Origin of the sequence: Ruminococcus sp. B05 (assembly GCF_003628495.1) — a bacterium.
Classification (GTDB): domain Bacteria; phylum Bacillota; class Clostridia; order Lachnospirales; family Lachnospiraceae; genus Schaedlerella; species Schaedlerella hominis.
The window spans coordinates 22846-38993 of record NZ_RBZR01000009.1 but is presented as its reverse complement, the minus strand read 5'-3'; the positions used below and the strand labels follow the sequence as shown (position 1 = coordinate 38993).

Genomic DNA, 16148 nt, shown 5'->3' with positions numbered 1-16148 from the left:
CTGTCAGTTCCTCCCTGCACCATGTACATTTGTTACGTAAACTTGTTTTGCCAGTGCCTTTCTCCTAATTCTGTCTTGTGCTTTCCTTGCCGCTGTCTTTGTCTCAAACAACCCAAACACTGTAGGTCCGCTTCCACTCATCATTGCGTTTAATGCACCCGCATTTTTCATCTCCTGTTTTATCTCCTCAATGACCGGATGCATTGGAATCGTTACATCTTCGAGAACATTTCCCATACATGAAGCAATCGTTTTAAGATCTCGTTTCTCTAATCCTTCAATTAGTCCATCTATATCCGGATGCTCTACAAGTTCTTTTGAATCCAACACTTCATAAACAACTTTCGTAGACACACTGATCGGTGGTTTTGCGATCAATACAAAACATTTCGGCATAGGAGTAAGTGTTGTCAATTCTTCTCCAATACCCTCTGCCAGAACCGTCCCGCGCATAATACAGTACGGAACATCTGCACCAAGCTTTACTCCTCGCTCCATCAATTCTGCCTGTGTCAGTTTCAGATTAAACATTTTATTCATACCGAACAAAACTGCCGCTGCATTAGAACTTCCACCTGCCATCCCTGCTGCAACCGGAATATGTTTGTTCAATGTAATATGAACACCTTCCTCAATATGGAATTCTTCTATTAACATCTCTGCCGCTTTGTATGCAATATTCTCTTTTCCTGTTGGTAGAAAATACAAATTTGTCTTTATTTCAATCCCCGGATTTTTCGTTCGCTTAATCTTTACTTCGTCATACAGATAAATGGACTGCATGATCATCCGCACGTCATGATATCCATTCTCTCTTCTTCCAAGAACGTCCAATCCTAGATTGATTTTTGCCAGTGACTTTAGCTCAATCTGCTTCATCGGTGTGTCCTCCATGTTCTCGTTTGTATCTTGTATACAATATAGCTATAGTATACTCAAATTCTCCTTGAAAATCAAGATTTTATCCCCTTCTTTTATTGTAGTTTGTTCTAAATTATTGACTTCCATAATTCCCTCTTCCGTCGTCATAAATTTCTTCGCTAAATCCCATAGTTTATCCTCTTTTTTCACTACATAACCTACGATTCCCGGTCGCTTTTCTATCTCTTCTACCGACAATGGAGCAAATGCTACTGATGTGATTACCTGTGCAGTCACCGATTTTCGTATAAATGTATCGAATGATAAGACTGCCTTGATTTCTACTTCCTCATTTCCGGCAAGATTTACAGATAGCTGTTCCACATGCTCTGCTATATTATATTTCACATTCTCCGGCATATTATTGCACTCCAGAAGCCAGGTAAATGGTATCATTCCCTGCCAGTTTCCAAAAGGCTGTTCATCATTCGCCCGCAAATACAAAAAGGATAGATGCAGAATTCCGTCAAGCTGAAGTCCTTGTTTGGACGGTTCCACATGTTCTAACTGAATTTCACCATCACTATGACATATCTGCAAAACATCTTCCTTCAATTCCGGAAGATTTAAATGTTCTGATATTTTGCATTTTGAATGATTTTGAATCATCAATTCCTCATAATCTGCTTCTCTCACCTCAAATTCACATTTTTTCTGAAGCGAATACATATCCGCCAGCACATCTATACTTTCTTCTTTGTAAATGTTCATCCGCAAATGTATCGTTCCTTCAATTCCAATCACACGCATTTCTCCGTCTTCGTCAAGCCGGACATCTGCAAGTGTATCTTCCAATGCGTAGCTTATATAGTCATACATTCCTTCTTCAATCCCGCTGCACTCTAATTTTCCTTCAAACAGAACTGTCTGTTCCAGCCAATCCATCTTCTGTTCTTCTGACAAGTAAATTATAAAAACCAGAAATTCGCCTTGTAACCGAAGTTCATCCTGCATTAAACGTATTTCCAGCTTACGCAGGCTGATATCACTAAGCAATAATTGACCTATACTTTCTTTTGTTCCCGGAAGTGTGATTTCCTCTTTAACACGATATGTATCGTTTTTATTCATCTGGATTTCAAGCAGGTTGATTCTGTTCACTTTCTTATAGACCGGCACATCACTTTCCATATCTATTGTTGTTTCTTCCTCCTGCATTTGTTCTCTTCCGATTTCAAGTTCAATCATTGCATGCAAACCGATTTTACGTGAATGAATCAAAGCTGTCTGAAACTCCGTTCTCACATGTTTGATAAAAAACTCATCCTTTCCCATATCTGTAACATAAACCATCTCCTCAAACGGAATTTTTCCTTCTAGTGAAGCCAGTCTGTTTTCTTCTGAATCCACAATATATAAAATTTGAAAGCAAAGCTTTCCTGATACTCTCAGATAATTTTCTACTAAATTTATATCTTCGATTTTTACTGTTTCTTTACTTCTTACAATCTGCTTTACATCATCTTTTGTATCCGGAACATTATAATCCTCATCCATTTGAAATTGATCTGTTATAGATGGTTTTTCCTGCATATAACGCACTTGTTTTTGTACTAATTCCATAAGCCCCTCCTTGCATGTAAACGCTATTTCCGACTTTGCGTCAATTATGAAACTGAACCGGTTTCCCGATTTCTTTCGTTTTAACTGCTATATATGGATATGTTACGATTTCTTTTGTTTTTTCATCTCTGGGCGGTCCGTCTAATTCTGTATGGATATAAATCGCTTCTGCAGTTTCATAAAATTCCGTCACTTTTACACTGTACCCGCTCTGTGGTTTTTCTCCATATCCTTCCACAATATACAATTCTCCTTGATCTGAATATGTCAAATGAAATGCCTTTTCTTTATTTTTTGATATTTTTTCTTTCAGTTCATTCGGCAGCTCTGCTTTTTCAAGAACAGTAAACTTTAGATCCCTTATTTTTTCCGTTACCTCTACCTTGGTTATACATCCGACAGCTGTTATTACCACGCTCAAAATCACAACTACGCCTGTACTCAAGCGTTTTATTTTTTTCAAAACCATGTCCAACATGCACTTCACATATCCATTTCTCTAGTATCTTATTACTTGAAATGTTGATTTATGCGTTGTGTTTTTAACACAAGTTTAGTATACTTTGAATAGTAGTTTTGAACGTAACAGTTCAATTACAAGTCATAAACAAAAGAGAGGTTTATATCTATGATACGTTTAATCATTGTCGCAGTATTTCTTATACTGTTTTTGATTTTGTCAATTCCGATTTTTTTCGTTGAATGGCTGATTGGAAAGGTAAACAAAAATGCAAAAGATATCAGTTCTCTTCGCATTGTCCAGTGGGCGTTTAAAGTCATCACCAGATTATCCGGTGTGTCCGTCACTGTGATCGGAGAAGAGAATATTCCGGATGAGGCTGTTTTATTTATCGGTAATCACCGCAGTTATTTCGATATTGTCCTGACATATTCACGCTGCAAACGTCTCACCGGTTATGTAGCTAAAAAAGAGGTTCAAAAAGTTCCTTTTCTCTCTGTCTGGATGCAATATCTACACTGTCTTTTCTTAGATCGTGAGAATGCAAAAGAAGGATTAAAGACGATTTTAAAAGCCATTGAATATGTTAAGAATGGTATTTCTATCTTTATCTTTCCGGAGGGTACAAGAAATAACGGAGAAGAATTAAGTTTACTTCCTTTTAAAGATGGTGCATTTAAAATTGCCACAAAGACAGGGTGTCCTATTGTCCCGGTCTCTCTGAATAATACTGCTGATATTTTGGAAAATCATTTTCCGCGTATTAAAAAGACACATGTTGTCATCGAATATGGCAAACCAATTTATCCAAATGAACTGGATGCTGATACAAAAAAACATATCGGTGCTTATGTACAGAATATTATTCAGGAAACAATTAATAAGAATGCAGAAATTTAACGTAACACAAGGAGACTAAAATGAATACACAAAATCTTACGTTACTAACTGATTTATATGAATTGACTATGATGCAGGGCTATTTCGAAACACAAGAAAATGAAACTGTTATTTTCGATGTGTTTTTCCGTAACAATCCTAACAATGGCGGTTATTCTATTATGGCTGGTCTGGATCAAGTCATTGATTATATAAAAAATCTGAATTTTTCTTATGAAGATGTAGATTATCTTCGAGGTCTTGGCATCTTCACTGAAGACTTTCTTCACTACTTAAGCGGTTTCCACTTCAGCGGTGATATTTATGCAATTCGTGAGGGAAGTGTAATCTTCCCAAAAGAACCATTATTAAAGATTGTTGCTCCTATTATGGAAGCTCAGCTTGTAGAGACAGCAATCTTGAACATTATCAACCATCAATGCCTGATTGCAACAAAAGCATCACGTGTAGTTTATGCAGCTCAGGGCGATGGAATCATGGAATTTGGTCTGCGCCGTGCACAGGGACCTGATGCTGGTCTGTATGGTGCCAGAGCTGCTATGATCGGTGGCTGTGTAGGAACATCCAATGTTCTTGCAGGTCAGATGTTTGATGTCCCTGTCATGGGTACTCATGCACACAGCTGGATCATGAGTTTCAAAGATGAGTATACTGCATTTAAAGAATATGCACGTTTATACCCGAATGCCTGCACTTTACTTGTCGACACATACGACACATTAAAGTCCGGTGTTCCAAATGCAATCCGCGTCTTCACAGAGATGCGAGATGCGGGAATCCATCCAAAATCTTACGGAATCCGTCTGGACAGCGGAGACCTCGCATATCTTTCTAAGAAAGCAAGAAAGATGCTGGATGAAGCAGGTTTCACAGATGCTGTTATTGCCGCATCCAATGACCTGGATGAATTCTTGATCAATGACCTGAAAATTCAAGGTGCTAAGATTGGTTCCTGGGGTGTCGGAACAAACCTGATTACTTCTAAGGATTGTCCTTCTTTTGGAGGTGTTTATAAACTTTCTGCCATCCAGAACAATGACGGAGAATTTATTCCTAAGATTAAAATTTCAGAAAATGTTGAAAAAATCACAAATCCCGGAGATAAAACTATTTATCGTGTTTACGACAAAGAAACAGGTAAGATTCGGGCCGACCTCATTTGCTTTGCTGACGAAACCTGGAATGAAGAAGATGAACTTCTTCTCTTCGATCCAAATGCTACATGGAAGAAAACACGTCTTCCGGGGGGAAGCTACACTATGAAAGAAATCCTGCTTCCAATCTTTAAACATGGCGAATGTATCTATGAATCACCTTCTGTTATGGAGATTGCACAGTTCTGCAAGGAAGAAAAAGAAACTCTCTGGGATGAAACAAAACGACTTTTCAATCCACATGGGGTATATGTTGATCTTTCCAGAAGTTTGTATGATACAAAAAACAGACTGCTGGATGACATGAGTAAATAACTTAAAAAGGTCCACCGGACCTTTTTGTCATATGCATAGCAACAAAAACGCACACCTCTATTTAGGTGCGCATTTTCAAATAAGATAAAAGGAGTATAAATCATGAAAATTATCGTATTAGCCGGAGGCTTAAGTACAGAACGTGACGTATCACTTTCTTCTGCTGCCGGTATCTGCCGCACATTAATTGAGAAAGGACATGATGCATTTCTTCTGGATGTATTTATGGGTCTTCCTTATGACTCTGACAAACTAGAGGAAGTATTTACACTTCCTGGACATGGTCTTGAGATTGCTAAGAACATTGCTACTGAAGAACCTGACCTCGCAGCTATCAAGGCGTCCCGTCCTGATCAGTCTGACTGCTTCTTAGGACCAAATGTAATCGAACTTTGCCGCATGGCTGATATTACATTCATCGGTCTTCATGGCGGTGAAGGCGAAAATGGAAAATTACAGGCTACCTTTGATCTGTTGGGAATTAAATATACGGGACCAAATTCACTTGGATGTGCAGCTGCAATGCATAAAGGAATCGCAAAACAGATTTTCTTAGAATCCGGCATTCCTACACCAAATGGTGTCTGCATCCACAAAAATAAAAATAAAAAAGATTTGGCAAGCCTTGGACTCTCTCTTCCAGTCGTTGTAAAACCTTGCTCCGGCGGTTCAAGCATCGGTGTTTACATTGTAAATACTGAGGAAGAATATAATGAGGCTCTTGAAAAATCTTTCCGCTATGAAGATGAGCTTGTTATTGAAGAATATGTAAAAGGCCGCGAATTTGCATGTGGTATTATCGATGATAAAGCATTACCACCTATCGAAATCATTCCAAAAACAGGATTTTTTGATTATGCAAACAAATATCAGGCTGGTGCCACTGAAGAAGTCTGCCCGGCAAATATCAGCGAAGAAATTTCTGCAAAAATGCAGGATTACACAGTCCGTGCATTCCATGCCCTGAAGCTGGATGTATACAGCCGCGCTGATTTTCTGTTAGATGCAGACAATAATCTGTACTGCCTGGAAATGAACACACTTCCTGGTATGACAGCTGCAAGCCTCCTTCCAAAAGAAGCTGCTGTTACGGGAATTGAATATGGTGATCTTTGTGAACTGATCATCAAAAAATCTTTAGAAGCACGATATAACTAAGAAAGATGAGGGTTCTGTTGCTATGAAGCATATGACATTAAAAGAAATCTCCAAAGCATGTCAGGGTACATATTTTGGACCCGAAGAAAATCTGGAAAAATCTGTTTCCAGTGTTGTAATTGACAGTCGTAAAGTTCAAAAAGACAGCTTGTTTATCGCAATTCGTGGTGCTCGCGTAGACGGACATACATTTATCACAAAAACGATAGAATCCGGTGCTTTATGTGCCCTCTCAGAAGAAAATTTAGGAGATGTTGACTTTTCCTATATCCTTGTGGATTCCTGCGAACAGGCTATGAAAGCAATTGCTGAACACTATCGCCGTTCCCTGGATATCAAAGTTGTCGGTATTTCCGGAAGCGTTGGTAAAACCAGCACGAAAGAAATGATTGCTTCGGTTTTAAGTCAGAAGTTCAATGTACTAAAAACAGAAGGAAACTTTAATAACGAGATTGGACTTCCATTGACAATCTTCAACATTCGCGAAGAACATGAAGTAGCTGTTCTTGAAATGGGAATCAGTCATTTTGGTGAGATGACTCGACTTGCAAAAATGGCTCGTCCGGATATCTGTGTACTCACTAACATCGGATGTGCTCATCTTGAACATTTACAGTCTCGCGATGGCATTTTAAAAGCGAAAACAGAGATGTTCCAGTATATGAATCCAAACGGAACAATCATTTTCAACGGAGACGATGATAAACTCATCTCTTTCGTTCCGGAAAACAAAATCAAACCAATTTATTTCGGCTTCGATGACAGTTTAAATTATCATGCTGATGATATTGAAGATATGGGAATGCACGGAACAACCGCCAAATTTATCACCCCATCTTCAGAATTCACAGCACACATTACAATTCCAGGCGAACATATGGTATACAATGCGCTTGCCGGAATTGCAGTTGGATATGCTCTCGGTATGACAGATGATGAAATCAAGAGGGGAATTGAGGCATTAGTTCCTCTTGCAGGACGCAATCATCTGATTGAAACAGAGAATCTGACAATCATTGATGACTGCTACAATGCAAATCCAGCTTCTATGAAAGCTTCGCTGGATGTTCTCGCTAAAGCAGACACAAGAACTGTTGCTATTCTCGGAGATATGTTTGAGCTTGGTGATGATGCTGATGCGATGCATTATGAAGTTGGTGCTCACGCTGCACAGATTGGCATTAATGTCGTAATTTCCATTGGAGAATACACACGCTTTCTCTCTTCAGGAGCAAAAAACCAGAATAAGGGGACAGAAGTGCATCACTATGCAACAAAAGCAGATTTCTTTAAAGAAATGAAGAATGTGATCAAGCCTCACGATACAATTCTTATCAAAGCTTCTCACGGAATGGAATTTCCTGAGATTGTAGAAAAATGTGAAGCGTTTTGAATTTAATAACTTCCAAGCTTATATTTTTAAAATAACAAAAAACTGGCAAACAGAAAGGTTCCGTTATGTCAGTTTTTTGTTATTCTTACTTGCCCTAAAGAACAAATCAGATACTGTTTTCGTCACACCCAATGAAAACTCACCAATAAGTCAGCATAAATTAGCAACTCAACATATTATTGTTTCTCTGTCCGCACTGTCATTTTGACAGTTCAGATCAGATGCAGCACCTCACGGCAAACCATGAATTTCACGAATCGTCTTGAATCCTGCTACCAGATATGTTATATTTAAGACACAAAAAGAGAACAACCGCCCACAAGGTGGGTTGACCTCAATGTATGATTCTGAAAAATCCACTCCATCGCTCGCCAAAGTTCCGGGGTGGTTTTTCTATGCCTTAAAACATTATCTGATAAACGTAAAAACGAATGTCAGCAATGCAAGAATGAACATGCCAAAAGCCATAAAGTCTTTAAAATCAAAATGATTATTGTTCATCAGCACCACCCCCATTCTATGTAAGAATAGAGGTCTGCCACCCTGTAACACGATTGTTCCACCCAAAGTATAACATGGCAATAATTGACATGCAATCACTTTCCCTATAACATCATACACTTACAATGCATTTCGCCTTGAATCCCATAATAAACCCGCAATACAGCCAAAAAAGTTAAGTTTTGTTATGTTATAAATATCTGCATTTTAGGGTGGAAGGCTTAAAACGCTGAGCTGAATTTTCGAGACTGTGTTCTCTCTCCCGATAGTATATATATATTCTTTTTACTGTTCCCATCTCAATAACAAGAAACGCTACATTCCCCCTAACACAAGAATTGTAGCGTTCCGTCCATATATTTATTACCTTAAAAATTATTTAATAGGTGTTATTTGTTCGTTTTAGTATTTTAACTTTATTTTCTATTTTGTCTATTATAAACAATATTTTCCCTGCATTTTGTTTTTTCATATTCAAATTAATTTCCAAAACCACTATAGCGCTAAGCGCCGCTACAAACAATATTAAAGTTAGCAGCGACATTGAGAGCTTATCGGTTTTATATATTGATAAATAAAAGGCAGAAAAAGATAGCAATAAACTTGCCATATTAGAATTAAATTCATAAATTTCCCCGGCGATAATCCTCTTACATTCCATTTTAGCATTATCAAGAAAATCCTTATCTTTTTGAACCATATTTTCTATGCTCTTCTTTAAGTTCTTGTAATCGTTATTGCAGTTGATTTTTTTCCACCAATTCTAATTGTGTAAAACATATTCTCTCCCATCTCCCCATTTCATCAACCGCTATACCTATTTCTATAATACTTCACTTTATCATATATTACAATCCACATATCCGCTTTCACTTCTTCCCCATTTTGAGCAAACCTTGATTTTCCGAACCTCAACATTTACTAACAATGTATATCATTTTCCCATTTGGTACTTTTTTGATACTTTTCTTGCTTTTCTTGTCTTTTCATGCTATACTATCACCCGTTACAAAACCCTAAAAAAACAAGGTCTTACAAGGGTTTCGCCGATTTCCGGCGTAAAATGAATCGTGTGTTCGTGACCTTCCACACGTAAAACAAAACTTCTATTAATATAAGTTTATATAGATTTATCCTTAGTTACCAAGCCTTGAAAACACAGCGTTTTCGGGCTTTTTCTTTTTATCTTAGTTTATCCACATTTATGCAATTTTGGACAAATTTTGGACAAAAAAAGAAGAGCTTCGTCACAGGAAACTCTAAATGGGATATGGAAGGGTTGCCCTTCCAGTAGTATCGGCGCCTATATCAACCTTTTTCATCATCATTCACGGACATATCCCAAGCGCGCCACCGTCCATCTGTAAAATCATTGTCATGTAGTTTATCATGTTGAACACCTCCAGTTTCCATTTCAGTTCCACATTACCTAAAGCCTGTTTTCCTTCCACAGTAATTGAAGATATAACCGCCACAAAGATTCCAAAGGCTAATATCTATTTTCTAACAATATACGCCATATATTTGCTATTGTCAAACCTTACTTGAGCCAATACTATCCGTTAAAACATGATAGCAATCTTCTGCATCTCTTCCGCTTTCGTATCCGGCAGAACATGACTATACAGATCCATCGTCATAGCAAGCGAACTATGTCCCAGGATTGTTTTCAATACCTGCGGTGGCATTCCTGCTTCTATCGCACGTGTTGCAAAAGTATGCCGGAATACATGGCTTGTGATTCTCGGGAAATCATGACCAGCTTCCCGGATCCGTTTTACTGTTCGATCTATTTCAGCCTGAATCCGTTCCCTGCTGATCGGGCCGCCCTCTTCATTGCAGAATAAATATTGATTCATATTCACAACCTTGAAGTTCCAATACTTCCGCTGCACCTCTATATGCTCCGCTACGGCAGCAGTCAACGGAATATCCCTGGTAGATGTTCTTGTCTTCGGTGCATCTTCTATATACCCTTGTCCCTCTATGTATTTCAATGTGCGCTGAACATGAATCACATTCTGTTTCTTATCAATGTCAGAGTACTTAAGTCCCTGCATCTCCCCTTTTCTCATTCCGGTCTGAAGCATTACTGCAAAGAAATGATATAAATAACTTTCTTTTGCATATTCCATGAACAGATCTTGCTGTTCTTTCGTCATGGCTATTCGTTCTTTCTTTTTCCCCATCTGGCGTGGCAATTCTGCCAATCTAACCGGATTTCTCTCTATCAATCCATTTCTCATTGCCTGCTGGAGGCATCCGTTTAAAACAGCCGATACAATTTTAATACTTGAAAGTGCATATCCTTCTTTCACCAACTCATTGTATAACTTCTGGATATGTTCCCCTCGAATCTCTGAAAGCTGTCTGCTGCCTAACCTATTCTTGATAATACTCTTATAATATTTCTCATAATTTGTATATGTACCGAGCTTCACCCGGTTCTTCTTATATTCCTCTAGCCATGTTGTAAACCATTCATCTAGGGTGATTTTCTCTTTTGTCACATAAATTCCATGCTCCAGCTTGTATTTAAGCTCTGTAATGAGTTTTTGTGTCTCTGTGATAGTTTTTCCGTGTACAAGGTAACTCTTTCCTTGATACATAAAACGCCCTTCAAAGCCTTCACTACGCTGTCTGATTCCCTTTGGTAACTTTCTACCTCTTTTATCTACTGCCATAAAATCACACCTTCCAAGAACTTGATTTTTTAAACTATAACATTGCTATTTTCTGAATTTCGCATAAAGTAATTTCTATGTTCTCTTGGCATTCGGTAATTTTAGATATTAAAATATCTAATGTACAAGATACATCTACACATAGCTTTGTTGCATCGTTTTCAGATGGGGAAGTTGTAGCCTTTGAAATAACTGACAACGCTGCAGATACTTCACTTAAATCTTGAAATACATTTTCCACTCCTTCACATACATTTTTTAAATCTGCAATTTTGTTTTTTTGTTCATGAAAAATTTCTTTATTCATATTTATCTCCTTTGTTTTTTGCTTTATAGTAATATAATATTGCTTTATAGTGATATTGTCAACGAAAATTTAACTAAATAACAATATATTTTCTATTTACAAAAATTTTAATTTTTTATATAATAATTTTTGGAGGTGAATACATGGCAATAAAATACTATAAACTGTTTAATATATTAAACCGGAGGGAAATGAAGAAAACAGATCTAATCAATGTGGCTGGTATTACATCTACGACGTTGGCTAGATTGTCAAAAAATCAAACTGTAAATATCGAAATTATTGACAGGATCTGTTGTGCGCTTCACTGCCAGCCCGGAGATCTTATGGAATATGTCGAAGACTCAAAAAAGGAACCTTAAACAAGGTTCCTTTTTTCCTCTTTTGGCTTCCGTATAGCCTTGTGGAGCTTTATTTTAAGGTGGTATAGTGTTTTTATTCAGTTAATGTAAAATTCGTTTTAAATTAGCATTTTTATATCATGTATTCCTTTTGTGTATTCATATGCCTATCTAAATCATATACGGTGCAATCAGCATTACATGCTGATATATAATCGAGCGTGCTTGAAATAATAGGAATCTTAGAAATATCTCTTTCTATTACGGTTCCACATTCTTCAAAGGCGCTAGAGTTTATTCTGAGTGACATTTCATCTAGCAGCTCGCAGAGAGTACTTTCTAATTTTTTTAGCTGTTCTTTCTTGGTTTCGCGTGTGTCTTCTGGAAGACATGAAATATAACACATTTTTTCGATATCCTTACTTTCTGAGATAGCTGCTTTTAATGCTGATATTGCGAAAGGATCATCTTGAAATACTGATAATCTTTTTTTTAGTTCTTCGTGCGAAACACCGCCTTTTATCAATGGTAAAATTTTTAAGTTGCTTACAAGAAGATTTTGATATTTTAAATCAGAGTTTCTTTTTGCTAAATCTTTCTCTGTTTCTTGATCCATTGCCGAAAGTTTTTCTTGTACAGTTATTATTATGTGTCTTTTTAATTCATCGAGATACCGCTTGTGTTTTTCTAACATGGCATTGCATTTTTCCTTTTTTCCTTCTGTTGTATATGCAGGATCTGTACATACATTTTTTATAGTTTCTCTTAGGCTGATAGTTTCTTTTTCTGCTCCTTCTAAATAAGCTCTAAATTCCGTTTTAATAGACATATTTTTTTCCTTTCTTGTTAATATTTCGGTGTTAATTCGGTGTTAATTTGTAAATCCTGTGAGTGTTTCGTAGTCAGCTCCATTGATTATTATACTGATGCCTTTATTTAAAGCTTCTTTTGCGTGGTACTCAACACAATAATCATAAGCTGTTTTTGGTGGTAGTTCTTGTGAGTATATAGGCATACTGTTTTCCGGATCCACCACCTCTTTATAAAATGTTCTCTTTCTGGAAGAAAAATCATTGTACACATATATTTTTATTAAATCGTATACACCATGGATTCTTTCTTTTTTAAAAGAGCACAATTGTGTTGTAGCGGGATCATTTGTATCAAATATTTTTCCATTTATATAATATTTAGGCATTTTACGCCTCCTCTGTTTCAAATATAGATGTATACGCTTCGATATTTATATCTGCAGCATGGCAATCCAGTAATGTTCCGCTTTCTTTTGTGTCAAGTTTTTTTACGTAACTTATACCGGTTTGATTATACTTTACAAGAAATAAATGTTTTTTTGCAGTTACATATATTTCATTTCTGTGTCCAATTTCCCAGGGGCTTTCCCCTTTCTCTGTAAATGTACAAATTAAAGTAGATTTTTCTGTATCGTAAACCTTACCACTGATTATAAATTTCATTTTTTTCTCCTATTCATCATATATTGCATACGCATCTAAACCAAAAAATAATACTGTTAAATCATTTCTCGCCTCTTTTGCGTCCTTCTGAATATTGCTGATATCTGTCTGGTAGATCTCAGCGATCTCTTTCGTTGTTTTCTTGGCGTCCTCCCTCTCCAGGTACATGTATTCGATCACAAACCATCGTCTGTGCATGACTTCCTGAGAAGAATTAAGGCAGTTGCTTTTGTATACCTCAAGCATCCGGTCTACATGTGCCATCATAAACTTTACAGCATTTACTCCCCGGAGCTGTCTATCTAAGGTCTTGTCATCCTCGAACAGTTTGAACTTCATCAGAACGTCCATGTTTACAAGTGTTTCGTCCACTTCCTCCGCCTGTTCCAGAGTTATAATCGCCTGTTCTGCATAATCTTTTAAACGAGTGTAATTTTCCAAAAGTTTTTTTGTATTAAATAATAGTTTCTTTTTTTCTTTTATCTTTTAAATTTTTTGAATATAGAGAAACTGCTTTAGTTGCTGCAATTTCAGCTATGATTTCAACTTCTTTTCGTGAGAAATCTTTTTTGATTGTATCCACACTAATCTCACCTCTCTTTTTTAGATGAACGGATTTTCGCCTTTTCTGAACGTTTTCGCTGGCTCCTGGGTTCTATTATCCAGGAAGTCCGTGAACGGCATTGTATCGCTCAGGAATGTTTTTGGATGCTTTATGAACTTTGTCTCTGTCTTGTCTCTCTGGCACTGGTTCGCATAATTGGTTGCAGCTGTCAGCAGCTCCGCATCCGAATATCCATCATTTAATCTTGCCTGGTACTTCTTGTAAGCGTTTCCTTTATCTACTTTTCTCGGATAGGCCTTCCAGAACTCCTCAAACCCTTTTTTATATTTTTGATTATCATCATCAGTCTCAGTATCAATATCAGTATCAGTATCAGTAGGGTTTTCAATAAAACCGGTTGGTTTTTTGTTATCCATTTGGTTTTCAATAAAACCGGTTGGTTTTTTTGGTCTTCCACCAAGTTTCCCGTTTTCTCTGTTTTTGTTGCACTTAATTTCGTATGCTTTCATGTCTCTATCAAGCTGACTCTTGATAAATGAAAATGCCATTTTTGCGGCAGGGCTTAGATATTCTAAATCAACTTTGGAGCCGGAAACATAACAAAGAATCATCTTTATCAGTTGTCCTGCTTCTTCGTCTGGCAGCATTTCAAAATGTTCAAGGTAATCTGAATAAAGTACAAAGCTGTTTTTGTCCATATCCCGTTATTCGCTCATGGAATCTATGTACTCTTGTATTTTTCCAACATTCCACAGCACTCTCCTTCCAACTTTAATTTTTGCCCCTGCATCTGTTCCGATTTTTATAGCCGTATTCCTGCCGACCATCAAAAGTCCTTGTAATTTTTCAGTATCAACAGTAACATAACCATTTGAGGCTTTAATTGACATCCTCTTTCGCATTTTTTAACTCCTTTCTTTGTTTATCTTTGTTTGTCTTGCATTGTCTAGTATATCGTGATAACATGTTTTTATAAATAACCATAAATTATATATTTTTATGAATAAGAGGTTGTAAAATGTTAAATTCATGGCACTTAACAGGAGAAAGAATTAGATTGTGCAGAAATGAAAAAGGATTAACGCAAGAAGCTCTATCAGAAGCTATAGAAAATATAACCGGGGTGCCTATAAAACGCCAAACTATAGCTAAATGGGAAAACGGTACCCCTGTTAAAAAAATAGAGCAGTTAACTGCTCTATGTGAAATATTTGATTGTGATACAGCGTATTTATTGGGCGAATGCGATAGTAAAAGAATCATTTCTCAGGCAATTGCACCGGCTTTAGGTATTTCCGAAAAGGCTTTGGATAATCTTATCACTGCACATAATCAAGAGGATCCATATATAGAAATACTTTCAAAATTATTAGAAAATGAAACTATCTTACAATATATCACGAAATGTACAACGGAAGATTATGGTGAAATCAGCACATTTATTGATATTCCAAGTATTTTTTCTGAAAACAATAAAAATTCTGTTTTTATAAACCCTTCCGTTCTAGGAAAAAGTGAGTTAATGATTTTGTATGGAATGCTTTGCAAATTTATTGATGACGCAAGAGCAGCAAATGACTTGCCACGCATTAATAAATAATTGCAACAGGTAAAGCTTTGAAATCAATATCTAAAAATTTCCCATTTTGGACAAATTTTGGACATTCCTTGCTTTTTCATTCTTGCTATGCTATACTATCACCCGTTACAAAACCCTAAAAAACCAAGGTCTTACAAGGGTTTCGCCGATTACCGGCGTAAAATGAATCGTGTGTTCGTGACCTTCCACACGTAAAACAAAACTAAAGGAGAACAGAATAATGAAAAACTCAAACTCAAAGGTGCTTTATCTGGCACAGGCAGCTATGATTGCTGCTATTTATGTTGTATTGACAGTACTTGGTGCATCACTTGCATTTGGAGAAGTGCAGATTCGCTTTGCCGAAGCTCTCACTATTCTTCCTGCATTTACACCAGCTGCAATCCCAGGACTTTTTATCGGATGTCTGCTCGGCAACATCCTTGGCGGTGCAATCGTTCCGGATATCATATTCGGAAGCCTTGCTACATTGATCGGAGCTTTCTTTACCTGGCAGCTCAGAAACAAGAGTAAATATCTTGCTCCAGTTCCACCGATCGTAGCAAACATTATCGTTGTACCATTCGTATTAAAATACGGATATCAAGTACCTCTTCCGATACCATTTATGATGTTAACAGTCGGTGTCGGCGAAGTTATTTCTGCCGGTGTACTTGGTCTTATCGTATATGGAGCACTTAACAAATATAAGGGGATTATCTTTAAGAAAGCTTTATAGATTAGGAAAACACTTTCCTAATCTATAAAAATAACGGATTGGATATGTGAATTGAAATGCTTCACGTATCCAATCCGTTTTATCTTTTATGCT

General features: G+C 37.0%; 21 protein-coding genes. 7 read left to right on the top strand and 14 right to left on the bottom strand.

The window, feature by feature from the left end; translation table 11 throughout:
- Window positions 1-3 precede the first annotated feature (3 nt).
- From ispE to D8Q48_RS08475, 3 genes are read right to left on the bottom strand one after another with little or no spacing between them, the layout of a single operon-like run.
- Window positions 4-879: a 4-(cytidine 5'-diphospho)-2-C-methyl-D-erythritol kinase gene (ispE, locus tag D8Q48_RS08485; RefSeq protein WP_118687918.1), complete on the bottom strand. Its 876-nt coding sequence runs from the start codon at window positions 877-879 to the stop codon at window positions 4-6.
- A gap of 45 nt (window positions 880-924) precedes the next feature.
- Window positions 925-2484: an SPOCS domain-containing protein gene (locus D8Q48_RS08480; RefSeq protein WP_117990025.1), complete on the bottom strand. Its 1560-nt coding sequence runs from the start codon at window positions 2482-2484 to the stop codon at window positions 925-927.
- Between the two features lie 40 nt (window positions 2485-2524).
- Complete coding sequence (locus tag D8Q48_RS08475) at window positions 2525-2947, bottom strand: protease complex subunit PrcB family protein (protein WP_347562295.1); 423 nt, start codon at window positions 2945-2947, stop codon at window positions 2525-2527.
- A gap of 165 nt (window positions 2948-3112) precedes the next feature.
- Here D8Q48_RS08475 and D8Q48_RS08470 point away from each other — a divergent pair, with 165 nt between their 5' ends.
- The 4 genes from D8Q48_RS08470 to murF all read left to right on the top strand — a co-directional run bounded on the left by D8Q48_RS08470 (window position 3113) and on the right by murF (window position 7864).
- Window positions 3113-3844, top strand: a complete 732-nt coding sequence (locus tag D8Q48_RS08470) for a lysophospholipid acyltransferase family protein (protein ID WP_118724109.1) — start codon at window positions 3113-3115, stop codon at window positions 3842-3844.
- Window positions 3845-3864: 20 nt separating this feature from the next.
- Complete coding sequence (locus D8Q48_RS08465; protein WP_118687916.1) at window positions 3865-5313, top strand: nicotinate phosphoribosyltransferase; 1449 nt, start codon at window positions 3865-3867, stop codon at window positions 5311-5313.
- A 102-nt stretch (window positions 5314-5415) separates the two neighbouring features.
- A complete protein-coding gene (locus D8Q48_RS08460; protein ID WP_022076017.1) occupies window positions 5416-6471 on the top strand; it encodes a D-alanine--D-alanine ligase in 1056 nt (351 codons plus the stop codon).
- A gap of 22 nt (window positions 6472-6493) precedes the next feature.
- Window positions 6494-7864 (top strand): UDP-N-acetylmuramoyl-tripeptide--D-alanyl-D-alanine ligase, encoded by a 1371-nt coding sequence (murF, locus tag D8Q48_RS08455; RefSeq protein WP_121056238.1) that lies wholly within the window; start codon window positions 6494-6496, stop codon window positions 7862-7864.
- A gap of 880 nt (window positions 7865-8744) precedes the next feature.
- Here the strand turns inward: murF and D8Q48_RS08450 are convergent.
- From D8Q48_RS08450 to D8Q48_RS08440, 4 genes are all read right to left on the bottom strand, one after another.
- Window positions 8745-9065 (bottom strand): hypothetical protein, encoded by a 321-nt coding sequence (locus D8Q48_RS08450; RefSeq protein WP_118687914.1) that lies wholly within the window; start codon window positions 9063-9065, stop codon window positions 8745-8747.
- Between the two features lie 628 nt (window positions 9066-9693).
- The gene (locus D8Q48_RS17180; protein WP_172696959.1) at window positions 9694-9840 is read right to left on the bottom strand and encodes a hypothetical protein; all 147 of its coding nucleotides are present in this window, start codon (window positions 9838-9840) and stop codon (window positions 9694-9696) included.
- 87 nt (window positions 9841-9927) lie between these two features.
- Window positions 9928-11049 carry a site-specific integrase gene (locus tag D8Q48_RS08445; RefSeq protein WP_121056236.1) on the bottom strand — a complete coding sequence of 374 codons (1122 nt, stop codon included), beginning with the start codon at window positions 11047-11049 and terminating at the stop codon, window positions 9928-9930.
- Window positions 11050-11083: 34 nt separating this feature from the next.
- Window positions 11084-11356 carry a hypothetical protein gene (locus tag D8Q48_RS08440; protein WP_121056234.1) on the bottom strand — a complete coding sequence of 91 codons (273 nt, stop codon included), beginning with the start codon at window positions 11354-11356 and terminating at the stop codon, window positions 11084-11086.
- A 143-nt stretch (window positions 11357-11499) separates the two neighbouring features.
- Between D8Q48_RS08440 and D8Q48_RS08435 the strand changes: the two genes are divergently transcribed.
- The gene (locus tag D8Q48_RS08435) at window positions 11500-11718 is read left to right on the top strand and encodes a helix-turn-helix transcriptional regulator (protein ID WP_121056232.1); all 219 of its coding nucleotides are present in this window, start codon (window positions 11500-11502) and stop codon (window positions 11716-11718) included.
- A gap of 112 nt (window positions 11719-11830) precedes the next feature.
- Here D8Q48_RS08435 and D8Q48_RS08430 read toward each other — a convergent pair whose 3' ends face one another.
- From D8Q48_RS08430 to D8Q48_RS08405, 7 genes are read right to left on the bottom strand one after another with little or no spacing between them, the layout of a single operon-like run.
- Entirely contained in the window at window positions 11831-12526 is a 696-nt protein-coding gene (locus tag D8Q48_RS08430) for a hypothetical protein (RefSeq protein ID WP_121056230.1), read from the bottom strand.
- Between the two features lie 42 nt (window positions 12527-12568).
- Entirely contained in the window at window positions 12569-12895 is a 327-nt protein-coding gene (locus D8Q48_RS08425; protein ID WP_121056228.1) for a hypothetical protein, read from the bottom strand.
- 1 nt (window position 12896) lies between these two features.
- Window positions 12897-13172, bottom strand: coding sequence for a hypothetical protein (locus tag D8Q48_RS08420; protein ID WP_121056226.1), 276 nt, complete (start codon window positions 13170-13172; stop codon window positions 12897-12899).
- Between the two features lie 9 nt (window positions 13173-13181).
- Window positions 13182-13613, bottom strand: coding sequence for a hypothetical protein (locus tag D8Q48_RS08415; RefSeq protein WP_121056224.1), 432 nt, complete (start codon window positions 13611-13613; stop codon window positions 13182-13184).
- 13 nt (window positions 13614-13626) lie between these two features.
- On the bottom strand, window positions 13627-13755 hold the full coding sequence (locus D8Q48_RS17790; RefSeq protein WP_279230733.1) for a hypothetical protein: 129 nt from the start codon (window positions 13753-13755) through the stop codon (window positions 13627-13629).
- 20 nt (window positions 13756-13775) lie between these two features.
- Window positions 13776-14435, bottom strand: coding sequence for a DUF6291 domain-containing protein (locus D8Q48_RS08410; protein ID WP_121056222.1), 660 nt, complete (start codon window positions 14433-14435; stop codon window positions 13776-13778).
- Window positions 14436-14441: 6 nt separating this feature from the next.
- Complete coding sequence (locus D8Q48_RS08405) at window positions 14442-14639, bottom strand: hypothetical protein (RefSeq protein WP_243116256.1); 198 nt, start codon at window positions 14637-14639, stop codon at window positions 14442-14444.
- 116 nt (window positions 14640-14755) lie between these two features.
- On the opposite strand from D8Q48_RS08405, the gene D8Q48_RS08400 reads away from it, so the two are divergent.
- Both D8Q48_RS08400 and D8Q48_RS08395 read left to right on the top strand, forming a co-directional pair.
- On the top strand, window positions 14756-15337 hold the full coding sequence (locus tag D8Q48_RS08400) for a helix-turn-helix transcriptional regulator (protein WP_121056220.1): 582 nt from the start codon (window positions 14756-14758) through the stop codon (window positions 15335-15337).
- A 220-nt stretch (window positions 15338-15557) separates the two neighbouring features.
- Window positions 15558-16055 (top strand): QueT transporter family protein, encoded by a 498-nt coding sequence (locus D8Q48_RS08395; RefSeq protein ID WP_022074958.1) that lies wholly within the window; start codon window positions 15558-15560, stop codon window positions 16053-16055.
- Window positions 16056-16148 lie beyond the last annotated feature (93 nt).

Bases quoted from the DNA above. Each gene is read 5' to 3' on its own strand.
- ispE (WP_118687918.1), bottom strand. From the start codon at position 879: ATGAAGCAGATTGAGCTAAAGTCACTGGCAAAAATCAATCTAGGATTG.
- D8Q48_RS08480 (WP_117990025.1), bottom strand. From the start codon at position 2,484: ATGGAATTAGTACAAAAACAAGTGCGTTATATGCAGGAAAAACCATCT.
- D8Q48_RS08470 (WP_118724109.1), top strand. From the start codon at position 3,113: ATGATACGTTTAATCATTGTCGCAGTATTTCTTATACTGTTTTTGATT.
- D8Q48_RS08465 (WP_118687916.1), top strand. From the start codon at position 3,865: ATGAATACACAAAATCTTACGTTACTAACTGATTTATATGAATTGACT.
- D8Q48_RS08460 (WP_022076017.1), top strand. From the start codon at position 5,416: ATGAAAATTATCGTATTAGCCGGAGGCTTAAGTACAGAACGTGACGTA.
- murF (WP_121056238.1), top strand. From the start codon at position 6,494: ATGAAGCATATGACATTAAAAGAAATCTCCAAAGCATGTCAGGGTACA.
- D8Q48_RS08450 (WP_118687914.1), bottom strand. From the start codon at position 9,065: ATGGTTCAAAAAGATAAGGATTTTCTTGATAATGCTAAAATGGAATGT.
- D8Q48_RS08445 (WP_121056236.1), bottom strand. From the start codon at position 11,049: ATGGCAGTAGATAAAAGAGGTAGAAAGTTACCAAAGGGAATCAGACAG.
- D8Q48_RS08440 (WP_121056234.1), bottom strand. From the start codon at position 11,356: ATGAATAAAGAAATTTTTCATGAACAAAAAAACAAAATTGCAGATTTA.
- D8Q48_RS08435 (WP_121056232.1), top strand. From the start codon at position 11,500: ATGGCAATAAAATACTATAAACTGTTTAATATATTAAACCGGAGGGAA.
- D8Q48_RS08430 (WP_121056230.1), bottom strand. From the start codon at position 12,526: ATGTCTATTAAAACGGAATTTAGAGCTTATTTAGAAGGAGCAGAAAAA.
- D8Q48_RS08425 (WP_121056228.1), bottom strand. From the start codon at position 12,895: ATGCCTAAATATTATATAAATGGAAAAATATTTGATACAAATGATCCC.
- D8Q48_RS08420 (WP_121056226.1), bottom strand. From the start codon at position 13,172: ATGAAATTTATAATCAGTGGTAAGGTTTACGATACAGAAAAATCTACT.
- D8Q48_RS08410 (WP_121056222.1), bottom strand. From the start codon at position 14,435: ATGGACAAAAACAGCTTTGTACTTTATTCAGATTACCTTGAACATTTT.
- D8Q48_RS08405 (WP_243116256.1), bottom strand. From the start codon at position 14,639: ATGCGAAAGAGGATGTCAATTAAAGCCTCAAATGGTTATGTTACTGTT.
- D8Q48_RS08400 (WP_121056220.1), top strand. From the start codon at position 14,756: ATGTTAAATTCATGGCACTTAACAGGAGAAAGAATTAGATTGTGCAGA.
- D8Q48_RS08395 (WP_022074958.1), top strand. From the start codon at position 15,558: ATGAAAAACTCAAACTCAAAGGTGCTTTATCTGGCACAGGCAGCTATG.